Source organism: Candidatus Bathyarchaeia archaeon (assembly GCA_038882715.1).
Taxonomy (GTDB): domain Archaea; phylum Thermoproteota; class Bathyarchaeia; order Bathyarchaeales; family DTEX01; genus DTEX01.
Map to the genome: position 1 here is coordinate 59,238 of JAVZNR010000002.1, position 21,856 is coordinate 81,093.

The window sequence follows — 21,856 nt, forward strand, 5'->3', positions numbered from 1 at the left end:
TGAACCCTTTTTCCCCGTCTACCCCGTCCACTCTATATTCTTTTCGGATATCTCTTTCCAGCATTCATTGCATATTGGCAGAAAACGCCCATTATAGTAGATACTTAATTTAATGTCGGTTCTCCTGCAATTCGGCTTCCACGGATTCATGCAGTGCGAACCGTCCGGTGATTTAGGTTCTGATAGGCTTCCGGGTAATCGACAGGCTCGCTCGTTTGGCGCCCTATTTTCCCGACCTAGGCTTAAACCCGAGCTAACATGGTTCTTTCGCTTTTTTAACGAAGTATTAGCCTTTAGATTCACGTGGTTTTTAATAGTCTTCACTGTTTTATTGGTGAGAACGCCGATAGATCTTACGCCTAGCTCTATAGTTGCGCTCATGCTCCGCCAAGTCTCTTCATCTATATCGCCGACTAGATTCTTAAACCTGAGGTCAACTAGTAGGCTTTCTAAAACTCTCGCCTCTTCAGATGCCATAGCCTCCCAGAACTTTACGCTTTCCTCGATTTTCTCCTTCAGGTTTACGGCCACCGTCTCTATCTCAGCCGCTATTCCGTCAAGCACATTAAACGTCCCCTGAGAAACCTTGCCTTCACCTAGCAGAAGTTTCAGGGTCTCCCTCTTACGCTTTAATGATGCGATCTCGAGGTTTAGCTCCTCAAGAATCTTTGTGAAAGACATTCCTCATCGGAAAAATGAATTGTTAAGTTAAAAATTAAATTATTTAAATATGCCAGTATATCCCACAATATTTGCGTCAGCCCTTAAGCCAAAAATAGCCCCGCGCCTTTTTAAGAAAAAATGCAACTTTTACCTGCAGGGAGGATAAGAGTCGAACTTAACGCTGACAAAAATTTTACCTTACCCACTGAATATATATGGGTCGAATGATTTTCACGGCGTTAATAACCCAAATATTTAGACGTCGAAGTGGAAAAGCAAAAAATAGGGGGAAGCAGCAAAAATAATCTACTTGCAGGTTGACGGAGTGATGCACCTAATGTCTGCGCCCGTTAGAATCGGAATAGTTGGTTGTGGCAGCATTAGTTGGGAGCATGTTAGGCGACTTAGCCTGCTAAGTAGGAATGAGACTCAAGTATCCGCTTTATGCGATGTTGACCAGCAAAGAGCCAGGAACCTCGCCGAGTACGTGAATATTTACAGGAACCTTGCTCCTGAACCACTAGGCTCAGAGAGCATCTTTGAAGACTATGATGATATGCTTGAAAAAACCGACTTAGATGCCGTAATTATCTGCACACCCCATAACCTACATTATGAACAGACAATTAAGGCTTTTAGGCGAAACTTACATGTGCTCGTTGAGAAGCCTATGGCGGTTTCAGTTAAAGAGACTGAGGAGATGGTGAATGAGGCGTCGAAGCGAAAACTCGTTTTAACCGTTGGATACCAGAGGCACTGTCAACCCGAATACTTCTATGCTAGAAACAAGATTTTAAGCGGCGAATTAGGCGAGCCGCATATGATAGTTGGCTGGCTGGTTCAGAATCTTGTAGCCGCCGGAAGATTTTATCTAGATCCAAAAGCATCTGGTGGGGGTCAGATTAAGGCGTCTGGAACCCACCTTATAGACATAATTCTATGGATAACCGATTTAGAGCCTGTTAGAGTTAAGGCGTTTATGGATAGGGCTGGGTTACCCGTCGACATTTACGCCGTTTTAGCGGTTGAATTATCTAATGGCGCGTTTGCTTCAATAGCTATATCTGGGGGTCATCCGAGACCGCATATGGGTGTAACGGATGAGGTTAGGGTTTGGTGCTCTGGGGGAGCCATACACATAGTGGATGGGTCGGTCTACGTTGAGGATTCAGATTCGAACGTAACGAGAATCGATAGGGGAAAACTCCCAAAAACAAGTCCAAACCCAGATGTAAACTTCGTAAGAACAATATTGGGTAAAGAGGAAAACCTTATACCCGGTATATGCGGGTTGAGGGCAACAAAGCTTGAGGAAATGGCTTACATCGATGTTGGTCAGCCGATTCCAAGCAAACTTAAAAGGCTCTAGGTTACGGAATATCAGAAACCCCTAGTTTTCTCGCTAAATTTTTTATTTCCTCCCAAGTCTTCTCCGGCACATATATGCCCTCTCTAAGCCTAATCTTCTCAGTTAAATGTTCTGGCTCGCCGGGCACAAGTATCTCCTTGAAGCCAGGTCTAGGCTTAGAGCTCTTTATCACTCTTATTAAATTGCTGACTTTTTTCTTAAAATCTTCAAGAGACATGAATTTCTCAACGTTTATGACCTCAAAGAAAACACCGTTTCCTCTCTTATCTTCTTCGTATGCGCAGCCAGCGCTAGTCAATATTCCGCTTAAGATTTCGACAGCTAATCCCAGCCCAAATCCCTTGTGACCGTGCTCGTCTCCACCTAAAGGCAGTAACGCTCCACCATCGTAGAGATCTTTTGGATCGTTGCTTGGATTACCATTCTTATCAACTATCCATCCATAAGGTATTTTCTCACCTTTATGAAGCGCTACCCTAACCTTTCCTTCGGCAACAACGCTAGTAGCCACATCTATAACAAGCGGGAAATCCAAATATGAGGGGAAAGCGAAGCACATAGGCCCTGTCGAAAGCAGCCTTTCCCTACCGCCAAATGGGGCAACAAACTTAGTTGAATTGACCATCACTATGCCTATCATATCTTTCTCAGAAGCCATTATCGCGTAGTCGGCAAGCCTGCCGATATGATTACAGTTGAAAACGCAGACAATGCTTACAGCGTTTTTCCTAGCTTTCTCTACAGCTAGATCCATAGCCCTTTTGGCCACAACTTGACCAAAACCCCAGTTACCGTTCAAAATAGCCGTGGACGAGGTTTCCTTAACAATCTCAATGTTAGCCCCCGGTTTTATGGATCCCTTCTCGATCTCGTTTATATATTGTATTACGCGGATAATACCGTGGGAATCATGGCCAACCAAGTTGGATTTTACGAGCAATTCTGAAACTAAACGAGCCTCTTCCAGAGGCACACCCGCGGCCAAAAATATTTTTGTCCCAACATCTATTAATTGGTTAGCGTGAAATATCGGCATAATCAGCTCCTCCAGGTTTAACCATTGTAGAAATTATAATCTTTCCACTTCTTGCTATAAAAGTTATGTTTTTTCAGCCTCCAGCTTTTTCTTCAGTTCCTCTGGAACAATAAAGCCCACCAACCCTCTCTTCGAAAGCTGGTTGAAGTAAGCGTTTAACGAGATTTCAGCCTCCTCAGGCAAAATCTTATACTTTTCAACCAAGTAGTTAGCTATGTCGCCTATAGTCCTCTCCCCATCGCATAATTCCCAAACGATTGAACCCACCTTATCCAGACTTATCACTCTTTCCTCAGGTTCGGGAGGAAAAAGTCTATCTAATATTCCTTTCTTCGTTTTGCTCTGAGTCTGAGAGGGCAGTCTCAGCGGAACTTTTATTTTCACTTCCCTTGTTTTCTTATCTTTCTCCCATTTTAAAGCCGGGTTTCTAACAGGTTTAACCTGCAGGAAATAGCTTCTAGGTATTTGCAGCCCCTCTTCCTTCCTTCTTCTTCTGAATAATCTACCGAACACCATTTTGCATCTCTCAAAAAATAGGAAGCTTCTCCTACTTAAATCAATTATTCTCCTTTCTTCTTCAGGAATTTTGGGATCGGAACCGTTAAGAAAACCGAGAAGAATAAATTAATGGGAGAAAGAGGTGTTGAATGCTTGAGTCTAAAAGATATCCTCAGTAAAATAAGAGATGATAGCCTAAGAAAAGACGAAGTGCGCCAAGAGGTTCAAACAGCCGTTAGGAGAACGACTAGATTATCCAAACAGGCAATTTTCCTAATTCATAAAGGAGTGATTGATGGTGCAGAATCTCTCTTGGAAGAAGCCCGCTTAAACCTCGATAAAATAAAGTCGATTTCAGAGACGTATCCGGAACTATTTTTCGCTGGCCTCGTAGACTCGGCCTTCGAAGAGTATTCTGAGGCGCACATACTTTTAAAGCTCGTTAAGGATGGGGTTTTCGTTAAGCCGGAAGAGATAGAGGTTTCGGGGGAGTCTTATGTTCTAGGTTTGGCGGATGTTATAGGCGAGTTGAGGCGAAGATCCCTAGACCTAATAAGGCGAGGCGACGTTGAGGGGGCTGAAGAATGCTTAACGCTCATGGAGAACATTTATAATGAGATAATAGGCTGTGATGAGCTGCTGATTTTGGTCTCTGGGCTTAGAAGGAAATGCGACATTGCTAGGAGAGTAATTGAAGCAACGAGAGGCGATATAACTGCAGAGGTTAGAAGGACTGTGCTTAATAACACGATGAGGGAGTTCCAGAAAATCCTGGAAACCGTGATGGATCGTGAGAGACAATAATTTGACGGTTTACCAAGATCTCCTTAAAAACATTAGTTTCTCGGTGGAAAAAGCTAGGAAACTGCAATTGCTTCTCTCAAAAAAGGTTATTGTGCAGGACCGCGTAAATACGCCCATTAAGTACGTTGCTGGGGTTGACGTCGCATATCATGACAAATTATCTATTGGAGCGGTGGCTGTTTTCGAGTATGCTTCGCTTAGACCAGTAGAGCTTAAGCTGGCTAGGGTTGAAACCCGCTTCCCATACATACCAACGCTCTTATCTTTCAGAGAGGTTCCCGCAGCAGCCTCAGCGATAAAGAAGCTGGACGTTAAACCCGATGTTTTTCTGGTTGATGGGCAGGGGGTCGCGCATCCCTACCGCTTTGGACTTGCAAGCCATTTAGGAGTGGTATTAGATTTATGCACAATAGGTGTTGCGAAGAGCCTTTTATGCGGAGAAGTAATTGAGTCAGAAAACTCTTATTGGAAACCCATAGTTCATGAGGGTGAGATCGTTGGTGGAGCAGTGTTCACAAAACCTAATGCAAAACCAGTTTATGTTAGTGTTGGACACAAAATCTCTTTGGAAAGTGCGGTGAAAGTGGTTTTAGCATGCTTAAAAAAACATAGGCTACCGGAGCCGCTCCACGAAGCGCATGTTGCCGCTCAAAGGGCTAAAAGAGAAATTAAAAGATCCTTATAAGATAAATAATCATATATGGGGGCTCCTGATTGAAAGCAGAGTTAGATCCGAGAATAAGAAGAGCCGTGAATAGGATTAAGGATAAGTCTTTGAGAAGGAAGATTTTAGATTTTTTAAGCGATTTGTCGGTGGAGGTTGAAGGCAAACAGTATTCCGGGCTTCCATTGGACGATGCCCCTGCAAGCAGATCCTACCATCATAGCCATCCGGGTGGGCTAGTCGACCATATACTGTCAACGATAAATATTGCCCTAGCTCTCTGCGGCTCGATTGAGAAAGTATATGGGGGGAAAGTCGACAGGGATCTGGTCATAGGTGGAGTCATATTGCATGACATAATGAAGACGCTGACGTATGAAAAGAAAAGCGACGGATCATATAGAAACTCGCCTCTAGGCGAACGCATAGATCACTTAACCCTACTGGTCTCAGAGATGTTAAAGAGAAACTTTCCGCTTAACTTAATCCATATTGTAGCAGCCAGCCATGGTCAGGCCGGGCCGATATCCCCTAAAACTATTGAAGCATTAGTATGCCATATCGCAGACGATGCTGACTCGAAAATGAATGGGGAGGTTCTGAACGCGGCTAAATACTTGGTTAGGGAGGCGACCGGTGAATCATGGGACATAATAGATTCGAAGACAGCCTTCAAAATTATAGCTTGGAAAGCTGAAGGTGGGTGGGATAGTTTAAAGTCGGAGATCGAGAAGCTTAAACAAAATATGAGGGGCACGTCAATTAACTAAAGGTGTTCAAGCCACGCTCTGCCTAGCATGGATTTTATTCCATAAAGAGCTGTTATAAGCAGGTTTATCAGGAGCATTGAACGCGAAGGCACTATGAATAGAAGAATGTCGGATGAAAAATTGCCTTCAGCATACCAAATAAATGCGAGTAGAACAGCGTATGCCGAAATGAGGCTTGATGCCGAATATATCCAGAAAATTATCTTGTTTGCCCTATGAATCTTATCCTTAAGAGTTTTAAGAAAGCGCGCTATTATTGGAGATATATCGGATATATCGTCCACTACGAGGGTTATCCCAAAATAAAGTAATAGCGTTAGAAGGGGCTGCTTGCCGCATATTTCAGCGATCAAGGTGTTCGGTTGCATAAAGTAATGGATAATAAAAGACGAAAGGCTCAATAAAAGATATAAGATGATTGATAGGAAACCGTAAATATAGTGATGAAACAAAAATCTTTTAACATTTACTTTTCCCATGATTCTTGCTGAAACGATATTTAGAATGGACGTTAAAGCTACCGAGGAAAAGAGAATAGCGTTCAATATGCTTGAGAGAATATGAGACACGAGAAGCTTTTCTAGCGCGGTATATGCGGCGAACCCCTCTACCGAGTTCGCTAGAAGAACTAGGGTAACTATGGAATTAAATATTATCAGTAGGCTGATCATTTTCTTAACTAAAGACGTTAGAGATTTCTTCAACCTTGGCATTAAAGTAGGAAGTAACCCACCGTGATTTAAGCTTTGCTCATTCCCGGCTTTTAGGGATTAGCAGCGTTTAAGACTTATTATCTTAGCTCTCATTTCTTCCATGTTTAACACAGCTATTGTCGCATTGCCGGAAAGATAGCCGCAGGCTTCACCCGGATTAATAGCTAGGGTTTTCCCAACATTAATGTTCTCAACTTTATGCGTATGACCGTAGACAACGACATCGTAATAATTTGAGTTTATTAAAGCCTTAAGCAGTTTTTTCTCTTCGCCGTGAAGTAACGCTATCTTTAAGCCGCCCAAATCTATTTCGGCAAATTTACCCTGAAGCTCAGCCCCTATCTCCTCAAACCTCTTTCTCAAAAGGTTTTTGTCACCATCATTGTTGCCGAATACACCGATAAGCCTAGCTTTTAAGGGTTTAAAGCGTAAAACCGAGAATGGTGAAACATAGTCCCCTGCATGAAGCACGAGGTCGACTTCTTCACAATTCAGCGCCTTCACGGCCTCATCAATCAACTCAAGCCTATCGTGCGTATCGGCAATAACACCAATCTTTTTAAAGGATGGAATAGCATCCACCTCCTAGAATAGCGGAAACCAAAATATTTTAGTTCCTATGAAATGATAACTTTTTCGAAAAAACAATACGCTTTTAAGAAGATATGTTAATAATTTAGTTTAAGGCACCATATCTTTAAAGGATTGAGAAAATTATGGCTGGCAGAAAAATAAACATTTTTTATCTGGTTTCATTCATATGCACAATAATTCTCATAGCATACATCTGGCTGATATTTCTGCCACAGGTATCAGGTTACCCTGGGCAAGAAAATTTATCTCTAGTGATATTTTTAACGATTGCGCTCCTACTGGCCGCAGCAGGGATCCAACTGTTCCTCTTAATCAGCTCATCTCAGTCAGAAGAATAATCTTTCTCTTCGCTTGGCTTACCAGGGTTTCTTGCAGACTTATACTTCGTGAAACCGCAGTGGCCGCAGGTATAGCGGTTCCCATGATCAGCCATAAAATATCCGGGTCCGCATCTATCGCAGAAGGGGAGCAGCCTCTTGATCTTTCCACCGTCAATTTTATAGCACGAAGATATAGGCTTGTCCTTCTTTTCTTTTCCCGGCATCCGTGCTTCACTCCTCACCTTTTATTTGAGGAGAAGATCTTAATATTATGTGTTTTGCTTCTATTGCTTTAGCATTTTCTGGAGAATTATATAGATGAGCTTCGCCGACAGACATGGCTGCCCCGGTCACGCTCTCCATCCTTCTAATGTAGACTCTATCTTCGTCAACCTTAAGCATGCTAGCCAGTTCCTTCCTAACCTCAATACGTGAGGGAGTCGGCGCGCCACCATGATGTAAAGCGAAGATTATCTCATTCCTTTTGAGCAGCTCATTACGCTTATTGTTTAAGATTTTGATCTTCAAGGCGATTCTCCTCCATTTTAAGCCTTATCTTAAAGGGAACCTCTACTTTAGTTTTCCGGTCTGCGCTCCATTCTACCCAATATTTCAAGCATTCTCTTCTTAGATTTCTCGTCGACGTTGATTACGACAATCCCCTCGCCGGGTTGACCATAGATCACCATCGAGTTTTCCGGGGCGAGAAGGACAGCGACTATAGTCAACAGGTCCTCTTCACCATCTACTAGAACTTTAACCAACCCCCTAGAGTTTAATGCTTCGCCAATGACGCGCCAAGCTTCGCTAGTTATAGTGCCAGCAGGATTAGTGAGTATGAAACTTTTATCAACTTTAAAGCATAGGGGCTCCGTGGGTTTACGCATAGACTTATTGTCCACTATAAAAACATCCACCTTAAGTCCTCTCCTAAGCATGCTTTCTGAAACGACGTCGCCAACGGAGATAATCTTTTTCGGCTTCAATGAATCCATTAACTCCCTAAGCTTCCCTGTGGTCTCATCTACTGAACCGCGGATAAGAAGCCCTAAAGGCGACTTTAGTTCAGATCTGAGGGCTTCTGGGAGAAAAAGAGTATCCATCTTCACCTCACTTTTATTGCGTAGCGCCCCTTCCTCTCGATTTTCATAGCCTTCGCTATCGCCGATCCTTCAGGATCAAATATTATTACCATGCCGCTGAAGTCCTCACTTAAATCCGTTGACTTACAGTTCGGGCAGACTTTCTCTTCAGTTATGTAATGGCACCTTCTACATGCCCTCTCAACCATCTCGAACACCGTTAAGATTTAGTTTCTTTCCCTTTCTCCTCAATTTCACCCCTCAGTTTCTCTAAGTCCTCGTTAATCCACTCAAGCTTACCTAAGAAGGGTTGCCGCGCTGTAACACCGATCTTGCCGAACCCAGCTCCCCTGCTTATCGACACAGCGGTTATTCTCACACGAACCTTATCGCCTACAGTTATCTTCCGTTTAGTTTCCTTACCCATTAAAACACCCTGCTTCTCATCATACGTTATAAAGTCATCAATGATTTGAGAAATGTGAAGTAAAGCGTCAACCGGACCGATTCTCACAAACGCCCCGAAATCTGCAACCTCGACAACCTCCCCTTCAACGACCTCTTGGATTTTAGGCAGGAAAGTTAGAAGCGAGAAAGTTACTTTGTGGTGGGTTGCAGCGTCTCCGGGAATTATTTTCCCAACCGGTGAAACCTTAACATCTGTGACAGCTATTAAATAACCTAGCTCTTCGTCAATAACGCCAACATATTTTGCTTTAAGCTGCTCCAATGCAACCTTCTCAAGCGGCTCATTAAACTTCTCGGGCGGTATACGGACAGTATCCTCAACAACCGCTAAATTGAACGTAACGCTAACTCCTCCCTTTCATCATTATATAATGGGTTAACATGCGTTTGAATGAGCGCTATAGATGCTATATAAAAGTGATTTAAAAACTTTTTGAAGATGTATAAAAACCTGGGAAGATTTCACTTAAGTGTAACGCTGTTATATCTCATCCATGAATCCTTGAAAAGAGGATGGGCAAGCGATGCTTAAAGGATTAATTCTCTGCAGTTATTCAAATCTTCTATCTATTATATCTAATGCTTCGGGCCCAGTCCCTATAAGCGTCACCGGTATCTTTATTTCGCTCTCTATCTTCCTAATGAACTCTTTGGCTTCAGCAGATAAATCGCTAAATGACCTTGCACCCTTACATTCTGGGAATAGGACATCCATCTTGGTTACAGCAGCCTGCGTGGCGCTGTTAAGCATAACAGCCCTTTTAGCCAGATCAAAGTTGAACGGCGCAGCCCTCCTTCTCCTGCCAGTTACAGTAGCCACCTCAGCCCATCCTCTCTTCTCAGCTTCCTCCCACGGTATCTCGCCGGGTAGAGGCCCGGCCCCAACTCTGGTTACAAAAGCCTTAAAAACAATTATTACTTCATCAACTTTTTTCGGCCCAACTCCTACGTCTGAGCATGCCGCCGAAGCTGTCACATCCTTAGATGTCACGTAGGGGTAGGTTCCGTGCCATAGGGATAAGTATGTCCCTTGGGTTCCTTCAATTAAAACGTTTTCTCCACAATCAATAGCGGTGTTGACTTCTAGGGGCACATCCACTAGGAAGCGTTGAAGTTCAGGCACATCCCTAGCGAGCTTCGCTTTCCTCAACACTCTGTCAGCATTACATGGCCCTGTTCCAGTCCCTGTCGTCTTTATTTCAGATGCCAAATGACCGCCTCTATCAGCCTCTATGTGTCTGGGCTCAATTATGGCGCACTGCGGGTCTAAGCCAGCTCTATTCTCAACACCTAATTGTTTGACCTCCTCTAGAAAGACGTTCGGGTCAACTAGGACGCCGGGGCCTATTAGTAGACGGCACTTTTCATAAAGGAACGCGCTAGGTATCATGCGAACCCTATATGTTTTGCCACCGTGCACCACGGTGTGCCCTGCATTAGGCCCTACGCCAGCCCTAGCGGCAACGCTGATTTTATCCTTTAACGCTAGATACGATATGATTTTGCCTTTTCCCGTGTCGCCGAAAAAGCCGCAAACAACAACGGTGCATGGCATATCAGCTAACCTCCAAAGTAAAAATTATGCCTTTCTTCTATATATCTTTGCAAAAATTTATTCGCAAAATGTTGTGAGATAACGAGGAAAAGCTGGAGTTTAGTTGGTTTATCTACATTCTTGGCGATGAGCTCTACAATTGAGCGGACTTTTCCATTCTGTGTAATCGAGCATAACGTTTCTAAAGGCCTCTATGACGAGTTTAACCTTACTACTGGGTCTAGGCGGCTTAATATATAGCGTGAAAAGAAGCCTTCCCTCATGTCCTACCATGTGAAGCTGGCAAGTGTAAAGGGACGTCCCTTCCACAAGCGCTTCAAACGTCCAAGAAGGCCCATCTTCTCTTTTTGTGGACTTTAAGTAGCTTATCTTAACGTTTCTGAACGTTCTTGAACGAATCTCTCTCGCAACGTTAGAGTCACCTCTCAGCACGATTGTTATCCTTTCTAAGTGTGCCATGAACCGAAATGACTGAGTGAAGGTTGTCAGAATCTGTTCATCCGCCATTAACGGGTCTATTAGGGGCAAACCGTTTAATTCCCTTTTCCTGAATAGCCTCTTTGAGTCATAGATTCCTGCGATGCGAAAGCTGCCTACGAACCACAGGGGCGTCATGCCTGTCGATATATTTATGTTAACCTCATCGCCGACCTCAACTTCCAGTTTTTGGGCTATGATCAAGCTTATGAGAATTTAGGTATTAAATTGTGATTTTATTTTTTGGGAAACTTCTTAGTCTTCAGTTTTCACAGACTTATATATTTGAATGAATTTGATTTTATGTTATGCGCATAATTAGGATAATTCCCGTAACCGGGTTGCCCATAATCAGGGATGGGGACGATTTAGGTTTACTGATATGTGAGGCTGCAGCTAAACAGGGCACTCCAATAGAGGACGGAGACATAATTGTTGTAACACATGTAATCGTGTCGAGAGCTGAAGGAAACGTGGTAAACCTTGATGATATTGTTCCCTCAGAGTTCGCTAAGACGATAGCCGGCGAGTTCGGCAAAGATCCAGCCCTAGTCGAGGTTGTTTTGAGGGAATCTAAATCGATTGTCCGCATGGGCGACGGCCACATAATCTCTGAAACAAAGCATGGCTTCATATGCGCAAACGCTGGGGTAGATAAATCCAATGTTCCGGGCGAAAGAAACGTAGCCCTGCTTCCTAAAGACCCAGATTCATCAGCTAGGAGAATAAGGGAGAGAATTAAAGAGGTCTCGGGGAGGGATGTGGCCGTTTTAATCTCGGATACTCATGGTAGACCGCTGCGTAATGGCGAGATAAATGTGGCGATCGGCGTATCGGGAATTAAGCCTATCAGAGATAGGCGGGGCGAGAAGGATTTGTTTGGGTATACGCTTAGGGTTAAGCAGACAGCCATAGCCGATGAGCTGGCTTCAGCGGCTGAGCTGGTTATAGGGCAGGCTGATGAAGGCATACCTGTAGCCATAATTAGGGGCTACCCGTATGAGAAGTCCGAGGATGCGACGGGCCGCGACCTTATAAGGACGCGGGAGAAAGACCTATTTATCTGAGAGATCTTATGGCATGTTACAAGCGTTAAGCCCTTTCCTGATGATGGTCTCGGCCTTCCTTAGGTCTAGGGGCGTGTTAATGTTGAGAAAAGTGAGCATTTTCGGATCGATTTCTTGGATAACTATGGTTGATATGTAGCGGACGCTTTTAAGCAGCGATATCATTGACTGCATCCTTTTCTCGCCTTTCTCAATAGCCTTTCTCGCAGCCTCCAGCGCAGTCTTCGTCCTATAAACTGCTTGCAGGGGCTCTATATAATCATTCGGCCACCTTGGAATAACGGCGTCAACGTTAACCGCTATATCAAACAGCAAATCTACAACTTTCCTTGAGACGAATGGTGTGTCGCATGGCAATATGATGGCATATTCGCTGCCAGCGCTCGTAAACCCGGTAATTGCTCCAGTAAGCGGACATGGTGGAAGACCTTCGAGGTCGGCAACCACTTTAAATTTATCGGGAAGCAACTGTAAATATGAGGTTGATTGGCTCTCCGACCTCACGCAGACAATTACTTCATCTACTAGGTCTAGAACCCTCTCAATAACATGTAGTATCAGCGGTTTACCAGCTAACTGAACAAGCCCCTTATCAGATCCAAACCTCTGCGAGCCGCCGCCAGCAAGAATTATAGCTGCCCTATCCAATTCTTTCTTCTCCCTTCTTCACTTTAAAAATAACGTACTTGACAATCTCATCCGCTATATTAATGCTTGTCACCTCCTGTAAGCCCCTCCAGCCTGGTTGGCTATTAATCTCAACTATGAAGGGGCCTCTTTCGCTCTCTAGTATATCTACGCCGCTTACTTCGCAGCCAACAACCTCCGCAGCCTTCACTGCCATGTCTTCGATCTCCCTTGTAGGCTTATAGGGGGCGGGTTTAGCTCCGAGGCTAATGTTAGTCTTCCATAAACTTGAGATGCGGCGCATCGCGGATAAAACCGAACCCCCTAAAACGAGCACTCTTAAATCATAGTTTCCATGCGGTATATACTCTTGAACATATATGACTTGATTGTAAAACTCAAGGGTTCTGAATATCCTCTCGGCAACATCAGGGTCAGAAACCCTTGTTGAACCTATTCCACGCGAACCAAATATCGGCTTAACAACAACGTCTCCGCCAAGCTCGTGAAATGCCTTGAGGGCTTCTCCAGCGCTTTCAGCCACAATTGTCCGCGGCACAGGTAGCCCAGCCTCCTCAAGAAGCGATAAAGCGTAATACTTGTCAACCGACCGTTCAATAGCGTGCGGAGGGTTCAGTATGTAGAGACCCAGCCTTTTAAGCCTATGTAGTAGATCCATCCTAAATATTATTTCTTCGAGTGAACCGCGCCCAATCGGGCGAACTATTATGGCTTCTAGATCCCTTAAAACGTCGGTGTTTTCGAGGGAAACCTCAGGTTTAAACCCAACCCTCGCCACAAGATTTGGAAAACTGAAGCAGACTGGCTGAAAACCATGCTTAAGAACGGCTTCTCTTAACTGAGTTGAGCACCAGGAATCCTCGTTCCGCGTCAAAATACCTATTTTCCCCATATCTTTCACAAGGATGATAAAGCGTTTTTTCCTCAATATATACATGGCGAACTATAACTTTTAAGTGAAACTAGTTAGGTTTAAATGAAGGGTATGGGCTCAGTATATTCTATGAGAACCCACTCGCTATCTTCTAGAGAGAATTACTTAAGGAGCGTTGAATTCAGAAGTCCGGAGTACATACCGTGCCGAGTAATGGTCACATGGCCCCTCTGGCTCGCATATGGGGAGAAACTTGAGAGAATATATCAGGCACATAAATTTGTCATCCAACCTAAAGACGTCCACCCTTCTTGGAAAGACGTCATTAAATCAAATGAAAAGCTAAGCGATGCGCAGCGGTTTATTCCGAGAGCAAGCCGCATGCTTACAGATCCCTTCGGATGCGTATGGAGCTTCAACATAGAAGGCTATCAAGGCCAAGTTGTAAGGCATCCGCTCGAAAGATGGGAGAACTTTAAAAACTATGTTTTTCCAGACCCGGAGAAGGGTTTGCCCTCAGAGGGTTCAGATAAACTTACACCTTGGAGCGAGATAGCAACAAATATCGAGAGGATGAGATTTGAGGGAAAACTGGTTCAAATATCGCTCACGCACGGCTTATTTTTCCAGAGACTCTACTATCTACGCGGCTTCACAAATTTAATGAAGGATTTCATGCAGCGGCCGCCGCAGATCTACGAATTGGTGGATAAGCTAACCGAGTATATTTTAGAGCTGGTTGATAGGCTTCTGGAATGCGGTCGAATAGACGTTGTATATATTGGGGATGATTTAGGAACTCAGACAAGAATGCCCATCAGCCCATCCACATTCAGAGAATTCATATACCCAAGCTATAGGAAAATCTTTGGGAGAATAAGGGATAGGGGAGTTCACGTGTATTTCCACTCGGATGGACACGTTGTAGAAGTATTGGATCAGATTATTGAGGCTGGAGCAAGCGTGCTGAACGTTCAGGACAGAGTGAACGGCTTAGAAAACATAAGAGCTTTATGCAGGGGCAAGGTATGCGTGGACATTGATGTTGATAGGCAGTATCTCGTGCCTTTCGGGAAACCGGAGGAAATTAAATCCCACATTAAAAGGATTGTTGAATGCCTCTCTCTGAAGAGGGGTGGTTTAATGATTGAGGCGGAGGTTCACCCGCCAACACCGCTAGCCAACATTGAGGCTCTCGCCGAATCCATGGAGGAGAATATGTGGCTGTGAGCCCTATCCGCTATTGCAATGCTGTTTCTGAACGAAATATTCTGCCCGCTTAGCTAGAAGGTTAGAACCCCCTTGATGTAGTCTAGCGGCTTTTTTGAGGCTAGCTCAAAGGCTTCCTGAGCCTTCAAGTACGGGAATACGTGGGTTATTAAAGGTTTTTGATCAATAACCCCCTTCCTAAGAAGGCTTACGGCGTCGATGAAATCTTTGTTAAAGTTTTCGGAGAAGGATGGAGAAGTATTCAGTATCGTTAACCCTTTTACATGCCATTTCTCCGTTGGAACTTTCTCGTCAACCACATGTCTCCCAAAGATAACGAGTCTTCCACCGCTCCGAACTAAATCCGTCGCTAAATCAATGGTTCCAGGTGCCCCTGATGCTTCAATCACAATATCCGCTTCTCCGCCAAGTATCTCGAAGGTCTCCTTTACTACATTATTTCTCGAAGGGTTAAGAGTGTGCTTAACCCCGAACTTCTTAGCTAGATCTAGACATTTGTCTCTAATATCGATCGCGACGATCTCGCCGACAGTATCCTTCGGTACGAGTTGAATTAATAGTAGACCCATGTAGCCGCAACCGACAATACAGACTTTGTCGCCTACCCTAATATTAGAACCCTTTATCCCTGTAACAGCGCAGGCTAATGGCTCCGAGACCCAATAGATTAAATCTTTTTCATCGATATTTTCAGGGATCTTCGCCACGTTCCGTCTCTCCGTCTTATAGTACTCGGCAAAGGCTGGTCCACCGAGCGCCGTAACCTTATCTCCGGGCTTAATGTCTTTAACATCTTCTCCGACCTCGGCAACGATCCCTACACCCTCATGACCCATAATTTTTCCTCCGGGGAGCTTCCCTTGAAATACGTAGACTTCCCCCATGCATATCCCGCAAGCCTTGGTCTCTATTAATACTTCGTTTCTCCTCGGCTTCGGGATGTCTGCCTCAACTATTTTGGCGACGCTTTTATCTAGAAATATGCCTCGCATCCTCGCCATATGGATCACGGTCTCAATTTTCGATTTTAAGATATTTAAAATGCTCTGAAGTATATATTGTCCTGTTAGCTGTTTTATGATACTGTGATTGTGATAATGGTGGTTTGATTGGAGGTCTACGTGGGAACATCCGGATGGATGTATGGCTGGAATACGGGAGGAAACCTAGACTGGTATGTTCAAAATTCTGGTTTAAACGCCGTGGAGCTGAACGCGAGCTTTTATAGGTTTCCTTCTTTAAACGCTGTAAAGACTTGGAGAGTTAAGGGTGAAAGGCTTAAATGGGCTATTAAAGTTAACAGGTTGATAACCCATGTATTTAAATTCAATGATAGGGCCTTTGAATTATGGCTTAGGTTCAAAGAACTATTTAGCGTCATGGATCATTTAATAGACTTCTACCTCTTCCAGCTTCCGCCGTCAATTAAAGCATCTTATGCTCAAAGGATAGAGAAGTTCTTCGCTAGAACCGAAATCGGGCAAAGATTCGTCCTAGAAGTCAGAGATCTCTCATGGTTTAATGAGAACACCGTTAAATGGGCTTCCAATCTCGGCATGGCTCTTGTAAGCGTTGATTCGCCAGACTTTCCAAGAGAAATTTTTAACATTAATGGCACAATATATTTGAGAATGCATGGAAGAACCTTTTGGTACTCCCATAACTATAGCGATGAAGAGCTGGCGGATGTGAAAGAAAAAATTCTGAGAACCAGCCCTGAAAAAGTCTACATATTCTTTAACAATAATACAAACATGCTGCGTAACGCTCAACATATGTTCAAGAAACTTGCATCTCCATAAGCGTTCTTTTCATCCAGACCGTATTACTTCCGCTTCTAAATAGTTTACGTGGGCCGCTGTTACCTCAACACTAATGAATTTTCCAAGCAGATTCTCCCCACTCTTAACAACTATCGGTTTATAAGCATAGTTTCTTCCAATCCATGAGTCTCCCTGCCCCTTCTCGTCAACAAGCACTTCACCCCTCCATCCAACCCACCTATAGTTTCTCTTCAAAGAGATTTTATTCGCAGCATTTGTCATTAAACGGCTTCTGTAAGCGACCTCTTTGCTCTCAACCTGCCTCATTCTAGCGGCCAACGTGTTCGGCCTAGGGAAGAACTTAGATATGTTAACCACATCCGGTTCAACCTCCTCCACTAGCCTTAGGGTCTTTTCAAATGCCTCCCTGCTTTCTCCCGGAAAACCACATATGATGTCTGTGGCGATGGTGATGTCTGGAAAATCCTTTCTGAATGCTTTGACTATAGCCTTAAATTCCTCAACGGTGTATTTACGGTTCATCATCTTTAAAACATCGTTATCTCCGCTTTGAACCGGCAGATGAAGAAACTTGAAGATCCGCTCGTCTTTATAGACATCTATTAGTTCAGGCAACATCCTTATAGCATGGTTTGGGTTCATCATGCCAACCCTTATGAAGAATCTGCCGCCAATGCGACAGCACTCTTTAAGTAGATCAACAAGATTTGTGCCAGCATCTAATCCATATGCTCCGTTATCTTGGGATGTCAACCAAACCTCCTTAACCCCCTCAGAAACGGCTTCCTTAAGCCTTTCCACTATGAGCTCTTTTGGATAAGAGAAGAGCACGCCTCTGGCAAATCTAACGCAGCAAAACGAGCATGCGCCTAAACATCCCTCGGCTATAGGAATAATTTCAATCGCTTGATTAACCCTGATCTTCGGCTGCCCAACCTTAATAACTGGTTTTTCGGAAAAGAGAATTCTTCCCCTCTCATTTTTTTCCGCGGCTTTCAACGCTAAACCAATCTTGTCAACGCTATATGGATCTAAAACCGCCGATATGTTTTGGGAAGCCTTCATTATCGCATTAAGGTTTATTTTTGGTAGGCAGCCTGCCACTATGATTGGTTTATCGAGGTTGCTCAGCGCCCGCAGCCTACTCAATATGCGGTCTTCAGTGGGCTTTTTAACGCCGCAAGTATTCATTAGAATCACGTTGGCTTCTTCGGGTTTACTGACTGGGCTATAGCCTGAGCGAAAAATATATGCAAGCATTATTTCGAGGTCAGCTTTATTCGCTGCGCAACCATAGTTTTCAATATAGATGGTTCTTCCTAAACCAGTCTTCCCTTCGATGATTAAGGTCTCTGAATCAAGAGTAGATTCACTATACATTTTTCAACTAAGTCAAATAGATAAGGTGCCGGTCATATAAACTTGCATCTTTGCCTAAACAATACCTTATCTGTCTCAGCTAGAACTAAACCTTAATCTTCCTCATCAGCCTAAATTAATTTTAGGTGGAGGGAGAATTGCCTACACACCGTTTCTGGCTACTGGACATAAACTACGAGGTGAAAGATCATCAGCCGGAGATCTGGCTTTGGGGCGTTAGCGAAAATGGGGAGAGAGTCCTAGTGATAGACAGGGGTTTCCCAACATACTTCTACGTTTTGCCAGCACTTGGCGAGGATCCTGAAAAAATAGCTGAAAGGATAGAATTGGCGAAAACTAGCCTGCCATTCATTACGGGCCTAGAAGTGGTTGACCGAAGATTTTTTGGAAAACCCATAAGGGCTGTAAAGGTTTACTGCCAAGATCCGGAACTGGTTCCAGAATACGTGAAGTACATTTCGAAAATTAGGGGAGTTGAGAGCTGCCTAGAAGACGACATTAGATACTCAATGCGCTACTTAATAGACAATAATGTTGTTCCCTGCGGCTGGCATGAAGTTGAAGCTGACGAAACCCCTAATATCATGGGTGTGCAAGTCGAGAAGGTGCTGCTGGCGAAATCTAGGCCCAGATATCTCCCGGATGTTATTAAGATGCCGGATTTAAGAATTATGGGCTTTTCAACGGCGTTTTATAGCCGTAAAGGTTCTCCGAAGCCTGAGATAAACCCTGTTGTCGTAATATCGGTGGCCACGAATGCTGGTGAGGAAAAGCAGTTTGTCGCCGATCCCTCCGGAGATGATGGCGAGATTATTGAGGCTTTCATCAATTATGTGAGGGAGTTTGATCCCGACATAATTGTTGGGTTTGAAACCAACAGAAGAGATATTCAGTATTTGATGGTGCGTGCGAGAAAAAACGGTCTAACTCTGAAAATAGGCAGGACGGACGCTGAGCCTCATACAAGCACGTATGGCCACATGTCGATAACTGGCAGAGCGCACATAGACCTATTTGATTATGCCGATGAGTTTCCTGAAGTTAAGATAAAGACTCTGGAGAATATCGCTGATTACTTAGGCGTCATGAAGATTGGGGAAAGAACTCTAATTGAGGATTTTGAGGTTGCGCAGTATTGGGAGGATGAGAGGAAAAGGCCAATTTTATTGAAGTTCTCAAGGGAGAACGCTAGATGCGTGATGGGGGTTATAGAGCGCATAATTGATTTTGCGGTTCAGCTTTCTAGCCTAGTTGGCTTACCGCTGGATCACGTTGGCACAGCAGCAGTAGGCTTTAGAGTTGAATGGTTTCTGATACGTCACGCCTATCAGATCGGTGAATTAACTCCGAAAAGGCTTGAGAGACCATACATCCCATATGCTGGAGCAATAGTTCTGGAGCCTAAGCCCGGAATACATAATGATGTCGCCGTTTTAGACTTTAAATCCATGTATCCCAGCATAATGATAACCTTTAACGTTTCACCTGACACGTATATTCCGCCCGAAGAGCCGGAGCCTCCGTCTGGAGCTTACGCGGCGCCGGAGGTTAATCATAGGTTTAGGAAGGAGCCGCGTGGCTTTTACTCTGAGGTTTTATCAAAGCTCGTTAAGGCTAGAGACAAGATACGTGAGGACCTTAAGAAAATAGATTTGAGAAGCCCTGAATATAGGCTGCTGGACGCGCGGCAGAAAGCGATTAAAGTGATCGCGAACGCAACCTATGGTTACGCTGGTTGGATAGGTGCAAGATGGTATATTAAGCCTGTGGCTGAAGCTGTTACGGCTTGGGGTAGATATATTATAATGAATGCTATAAAAATGGCTAAAAGCTTAGGCTTAGAGGTGATTTACGGCGACACAGACAGCATATTTGTGAAAAACGATCCTGAGAAGATTGAGAGCCTATCTAAAATGATTGGGGAAAAATTGGGGTTAGAGATTAAGCCAGATAAAATATATTTGCGCGCCCTTTTCACCGAAGCAAAGAAGCGCTACTGCGGGCTAATGCCGGACGGCAGGCTCGATATGGTTGGGTTAGAAGTTGTTAGAGGAGACTGGGCTAACGTTGCTAAAAATATACAGGAGAAGGTTTTAGAGATAATACTGAAGGAGCAATCGGTTAAGGGAGCCGTAGAGTACGTGCGCAGATATATAGCGGATCTAAGAGAAAGGAAAGTTCCATTTAAAGACTTGATTATATGGAAGACCTTAACGAAAAATTTGGAGGAATACGAGGTTAAAGCCCCCCATGTCGAAGCCGCCAAACTGCTCCAGAAGGAGGGCTGGGTGCTAAACGTTGGAGATAAGGTGGGTTTCATTATATCTACAGGTTCAGGCAAGCTTTATGAGCGGGCTAAACCATATATTTTCGCCTCATACAGTGATATAGATATAGAATATTATATAACCAACCAGATTATTCCAGCGGCACTAAGAATATTATCACTCTTTAACGTTAAGGAAAGCGATTTGCTGCCGCCTAAATCCGCTAAAGCGCAAACCCTCTTTGATTTTCTAGGCAAAAAATAGAAGAGTATTAGCGTTATGGGCGGCTAGTCAAGTATATCGTCAAAAGTTAGCAGGTTCACGCTCAAAGGCTGCTTAACAATTTCTGATATACGCGCCGCTATAAGATACTTAATGTTCTTTTCGCTAGCTATATCGACGAGCCTCTGGGTTATTATGCCGTCAAAAACCACGGTGTTTACTCCCTCAAACTCTTTTAATTTATCGGCGAGCTCGCTCACTGGAAGCCTACCTATCTGCTCCATCCTATCGTTAAATAGCACGGCCTCAAAGGTTCCCTTAAGGCTTTGGGCAGCCTCAGCTATCTCCCTAGGCATAAGCACCTTCTTCCTCTTCTTCCTTCGCTCAATTATTTCTCCAACCGGAACCTTATTCTGCAGGGCGATCTCAATCTCCTTCGCGGTTAAATCTTCAACCTCTTTCCCCCTTGGAGCTCTAGCCACATACTTTATGTTTGCAACCTGCAGCAGTTCTTTAAGGATTAGGTCGCCGCCATGATCCCCGTCGAGGAAGGCTGTTGCCTCTTTCTCCTTGGTTAATTTAATTACTGTTTCCGGTATCTTTACGCCCTCCAAGGCTATAACGTTGTATATTCCGTGCTTCACAAGATTTATTACGTCAGCTCTACCCTCAACAATAATAATATCTTTAGCTGAGTCAACATCCGGACCAGCTGGAAGTCTCTCTGGACCATACTCTCTAATCTTAGGTGACCTAAGTATTTCTGCAACCTCACGAAATATCTCCTCTGTTTCAGGCATCGTTTCTAGGCTCCATTTGTGCAGTATCTCCTTAGCTCTCTCAATTATCGCTTTACGTTTTGTCTCTCTAACATCCTCGATTTTTTCTAGAGAAACGCGGGCTGCGCATGGCCCAACCCTATCTATGCTTTCAACGCTCGCAGCTATTATTGCTGTTGAGACTTTATCTAGGCTTGTCGGTATAACTATTGTTCCAACAGTTTTATTGTCCTTTTGGGAGGCGATTTCCACCTCTATTCTGCCAATTCTCCCGGTTTTTTGGAGCTCCCTTAAATCTAATTCCGCGCCGAAAAGTCCTTCTGTTTGCCCGAACACGGCACCTATAACGTCAGGTTTCTCAACTACTCCATCAACCTCAAATTTCGCTCGAATCACATATTTAATAGCGGGTAATGGTGATGTCATAAGCCGTCAAACCTCACGAACACTATTTTATTTCTCTTAAACAATCCATCTGTTGACTTTAATTCACCACCAGCCAACGTATAAGAATATATGTTGATCAAACATATATTCTTAACTTTGCTTATCTTCTAGAGATCTAAGTAACCCTGCGAAGAGCAGGCGCTGC

General features: G+C 44.0%; 24 protein-coding genes and 1 pseudogene. 8 read left to right on the plus strand and 17 right to left on the minus strand.

Annotation, left to right across the window (positions count from 1 at the left end):
• Positions 1 to 18 precede the first annotated feature (18 nt).
• Positions 19 to 681, minus strand: a complete 663-nt coding sequence (locus QXR61_01865) for a hypothetical protein (GenBank protein MEM3756697.1) — start codon at positions 679 to 681, stop codon at positions 19 to 21.
• A gap of 319 nt (positions 682 to 1,000) precedes the next feature.
• On the opposite strand from QXR61_01865, the gene QXR61_01870 reads away from it, so the two are divergent.
• On the plus strand, positions 1,001 to 2,032 hold the full coding sequence (locus QXR61_01870) for a Gfo/Idh/MocA family oxidoreductase (protein ID MEM3756698.1): 1,032 nt from the start codon (positions 1,001 to 1,003) through the stop codon (positions 2,030 to 2,032).
• Position 2,033: 1 nt separating this feature from the next.
• Here QXR61_01870 and QXR61_01875 read toward each other — a convergent pair whose 3' ends face one another.
• Positions 2,034 to 3,068 carry an Ldh family oxidoreductase gene (locus QXR61_01875; protein MEM3756699.1) on the minus strand — a complete coding sequence of 345 codons (1,035 nt, stop codon included), beginning with the start codon at positions 3,066 to 3,068 and terminating at the stop codon, positions 2,034 to 2,036.
• A 63-nt stretch (positions 3,069 to 3,131) separates the two neighbouring features.
• Entirely contained in the window at positions 3,132 to 3,584 is a 453-nt protein-coding gene (locus tag QXR61_01880; protein MEM3756700.1) for a PqqD family protein, read from the minus strand.
• Between the two features lie 135 nt (positions 3,585 to 3,719).
• On the opposite strand from QXR61_01880, the gene QXR61_01885 reads away from it, so the two are divergent.
• The 3 genes from QXR61_01885 to QXR61_01895 are packed head-to-tail and all read left to right on the plus strand — an operon-like array spanning position 3,720 to position 5,804.
• Complete coding sequence (locus tag QXR61_01885; GenBank protein MEM3756701.1) at positions 3,720 to 4,370, plus strand: translin family protein; 651 nt, start codon at positions 3,720 to 3,722, stop codon at positions 4,368 to 4,370.
• 1 nt (position 4,371) lies between these two features.
• Positions 4,372 to 5,055 carry a deoxyribonuclease V gene (nfi, locus tag QXR61_01890; protein ID MEM3756702.1) on the plus strand — a complete coding sequence of 228 codons (684 nt, stop codon included), beginning with the start codon at positions 4,372 to 4,374 and terminating at the stop codon, positions 5,053 to 5,055.
• A 29-nt stretch (positions 5,056 to 5,084) separates the two neighbouring features.
• A complete protein-coding gene (locus QXR61_01895) occupies positions 5,085 to 5,804 on the plus strand; it encodes an HDIG domain-containing protein (GenBank protein ID MEM3756703.1) in 720 nt (239 codons plus the stop codon).
• Here the strand turns inward: QXR61_01895 and QXR61_01900 are convergent.
• The 9 genes and pseudogenes from QXR61_01900 to QXR61_01940 form a co-directional block, all read right to left on the minus strand.
• Positions 5,801 to 6,517, minus strand: coding sequence for a hypothetical protein (locus tag QXR61_01900; protein ID MEM3756704.1), 717 nt, complete (start codon positions 6,515 to 6,517; stop codon positions 5,801 to 5,803). The two genes, QXR61_01895 and QXR61_01900, sit on opposite strands and share 4 nt — an antisense overlap.
• Positions 6,518 to 6,574: 57 nt before the next feature.
• Positions 6,575 to 7,099 carry a metallophosphoesterase gene (locus QXR61_01905; GenBank protein ID MEM3756705.1) on the minus strand — a complete coding sequence of 175 codons (525 nt, stop codon included), beginning with the start codon at positions 7,097 to 7,099 and terminating at the stop codon, positions 6,575 to 6,577.
• Between the two features lie 334 nt (positions 7,100 to 7,433).
• Positions 7,434 to 7,655: a 30S ribosomal protein S27ae gene (locus tag QXR61_01910; protein ID MEM3756706.1), complete on the minus strand. Its 222-nt coding sequence runs from the start codon at positions 7,653 to 7,655 to the stop codon at positions 7,434 to 7,436.
• A 7-nt stretch (positions 7,656 to 7,662) separates the two neighbouring features.
• Positions 7,663 to 7,959, minus strand: coding sequence for a 30S ribosomal protein S24e (locus tag QXR61_01915; protein MEM3756707.1), 297 nt, complete (start codon positions 7,957 to 7,959; stop codon positions 7,663 to 7,665).
• A 47-nt stretch (positions 7,960 to 8,006) separates the two neighbouring features.
• Complete coding sequence (locus QXR61_01920; protein ID MEM3756708.1) at positions 8,007 to 8,534, minus strand: DUF359 domain-containing protein; 528 nt, start codon at positions 8,532 to 8,534, stop codon at positions 8,007 to 8,009.
• Positions 8,535 to 8,536: 2 nt separating this feature from the next.
• Positions 8,537 to 8,722, minus strand: coding sequence for a transcription elongation factor subunit Spt4 (gene spt4, locus QXR61_01925; protein MEM3756709.1), 186 nt, complete (start codon positions 8,720 to 8,722; stop codon positions 8,537 to 8,539).
• An 11-nt stretch (positions 8,723 to 8,733) separates the two neighbouring features.
• Positions 8,734 to 9,306: pseudogene (locus QXR61_01930) on the minus strand (DNA-directed RNA polymerase).
• A gap of 225 nt (positions 9,307 to 9,531) precedes the next feature.
• Complete coding sequence (locus QXR61_01935; GenBank protein ID MEM3756710.1) at positions 9,532 to 10,536, minus strand: adenylosuccinate synthetase; 1,005 nt, start codon at positions 10,534 to 10,536, stop codon at positions 9,532 to 9,534.
• Between the two features lie 108 nt (positions 10,537 to 10,644).
• Complete coding sequence (locus QXR61_01940) at positions 10,645 to 11,217, minus strand: hypothetical protein (protein MEM3756711.1); 573 nt, start codon at positions 11,215 to 11,217, stop codon at positions 10,645 to 10,647.
• Between the two features lie 104 nt (positions 11,218 to 11,321).
• On the opposite strand from QXR61_01940, the gene cofE reads away from it, so the two are divergent.
• Complete coding sequence (gene cofE / locus QXR61_01945) at positions 11,322 to 12,080, plus strand: coenzyme F420-0:L-glutamate ligase (GenBank protein ID MEM3756712.1); 759 nt, start codon at positions 11,322 to 11,324, stop codon at positions 12,078 to 12,080.
• Between the two features lie 6 nt (positions 12,081 to 12,086).
• On the opposite strand, the gene QXR61_01950 is transcribed toward cofE, so the two are convergent.
• Together QXR61_01950 and QXR61_01955 are read right to left on the minus strand one after the other, a co-directional pair.
• A complete protein-coding gene (locus tag QXR61_01950; protein MEM3756713.1) occupies positions 12,087 to 12,728 on the minus strand; it encodes a molybdenum cofactor guanylyltransferase in 642 nt (213 codons plus the stop codon).
• The gene (locus QXR61_01955; protein ID MEM3756714.1) at positions 12,721 to 13,620 is read right to left on the minus strand and encodes a RimK family alpha-L-glutamate ligase; all 900 of its coding nucleotides are present in this window, start codon (positions 13,618 to 13,620) and stop codon (positions 12,721 to 12,723) included. The genes QXR61_01950 and QXR61_01955 overlap by 8 nt, the downstream gene beginning before the upstream one ends.
• Before the next feature lie 84 nt (positions 13,621 to 13,704).
• On the opposite strand from QXR61_01955, the gene QXR61_01960 reads away from it, so the two are divergent.
• Complete coding sequence (locus tag QXR61_01960) at positions 13,705 to 14,832, plus strand: uroporphyrinogen decarboxylase family protein (GenBank protein ID MEM3756715.1); 1,128 nt, start codon at positions 13,705 to 13,707, stop codon at positions 14,830 to 14,832.
• A 53-nt stretch (positions 14,833 to 14,885) separates the two neighbouring features.
• Here the strand turns inward: QXR61_01960 and QXR61_01965 are convergent, their stop codons facing one another.
• Positions 14,886 to 15,833, minus strand: coding sequence for a zinc-binding dehydrogenase (locus QXR61_01965; protein MEM3756716.1), 948 nt, complete (start codon positions 15,831 to 15,833; stop codon positions 14,886 to 14,888).
• Between the two features lie 108 nt (positions 15,834 to 15,941).
• Here QXR61_01965 and QXR61_01970 point away from each other — a divergent pair, with 108 nt between their 5' ends.
• On the plus strand, positions 15,942 to 16,634 hold the full coding sequence (locus QXR61_01970) for a DUF72 domain-containing protein (protein ID MEM3756717.1): 693 nt from the start codon (positions 15,942 to 15,944) through the stop codon (positions 16,632 to 16,634).
• 9 nt (positions 16,635 to 16,643) lie between these two features.
• Here QXR61_01970 and QXR61_01975 read toward each other — a convergent pair whose 3' ends face one another.
• Positions 16,644 to 17,996, minus strand: coding sequence for a tRNA (N(6)-L-threonylcarbamoyladenosine(37)-C(2))-methylthiotransferase (locus QXR61_01975; protein ID MEM3756718.1), 1,353 nt, complete (start codon positions 17,994 to 17,996; stop codon positions 16,644 to 16,646).
• A 137-nt stretch (positions 17,997 to 18,133) separates the two neighbouring features.
• Between QXR61_01975 and QXR61_01980 the strand changes: the two genes are divergently transcribed.
• Positions 18,134 to 20,527, plus strand: coding sequence for a DNA polymerase domain-containing protein (locus QXR61_01980; GenBank protein MEM3756719.1), 2,394 nt, complete (start codon positions 18,134 to 18,136; stop codon positions 20,525 to 20,527).
• Positions 20,528 to 20,550: 23 nt separating this feature from the next.
• On the opposite strand, the gene dnaG is transcribed toward QXR61_01980, so the two are convergent.
• Positions 20,551 to 21,690: a DNA primase DnaG gene (gene dnaG, locus QXR61_01985; protein MEM3756720.1), complete on the minus strand. Its 1,140-nt coding sequence runs from the start codon at positions 21,688 to 21,690 to the stop codon at positions 20,551 to 20,553.
• Positions 21,691 to 21,856: the final 166 nt, after the last annotated feature.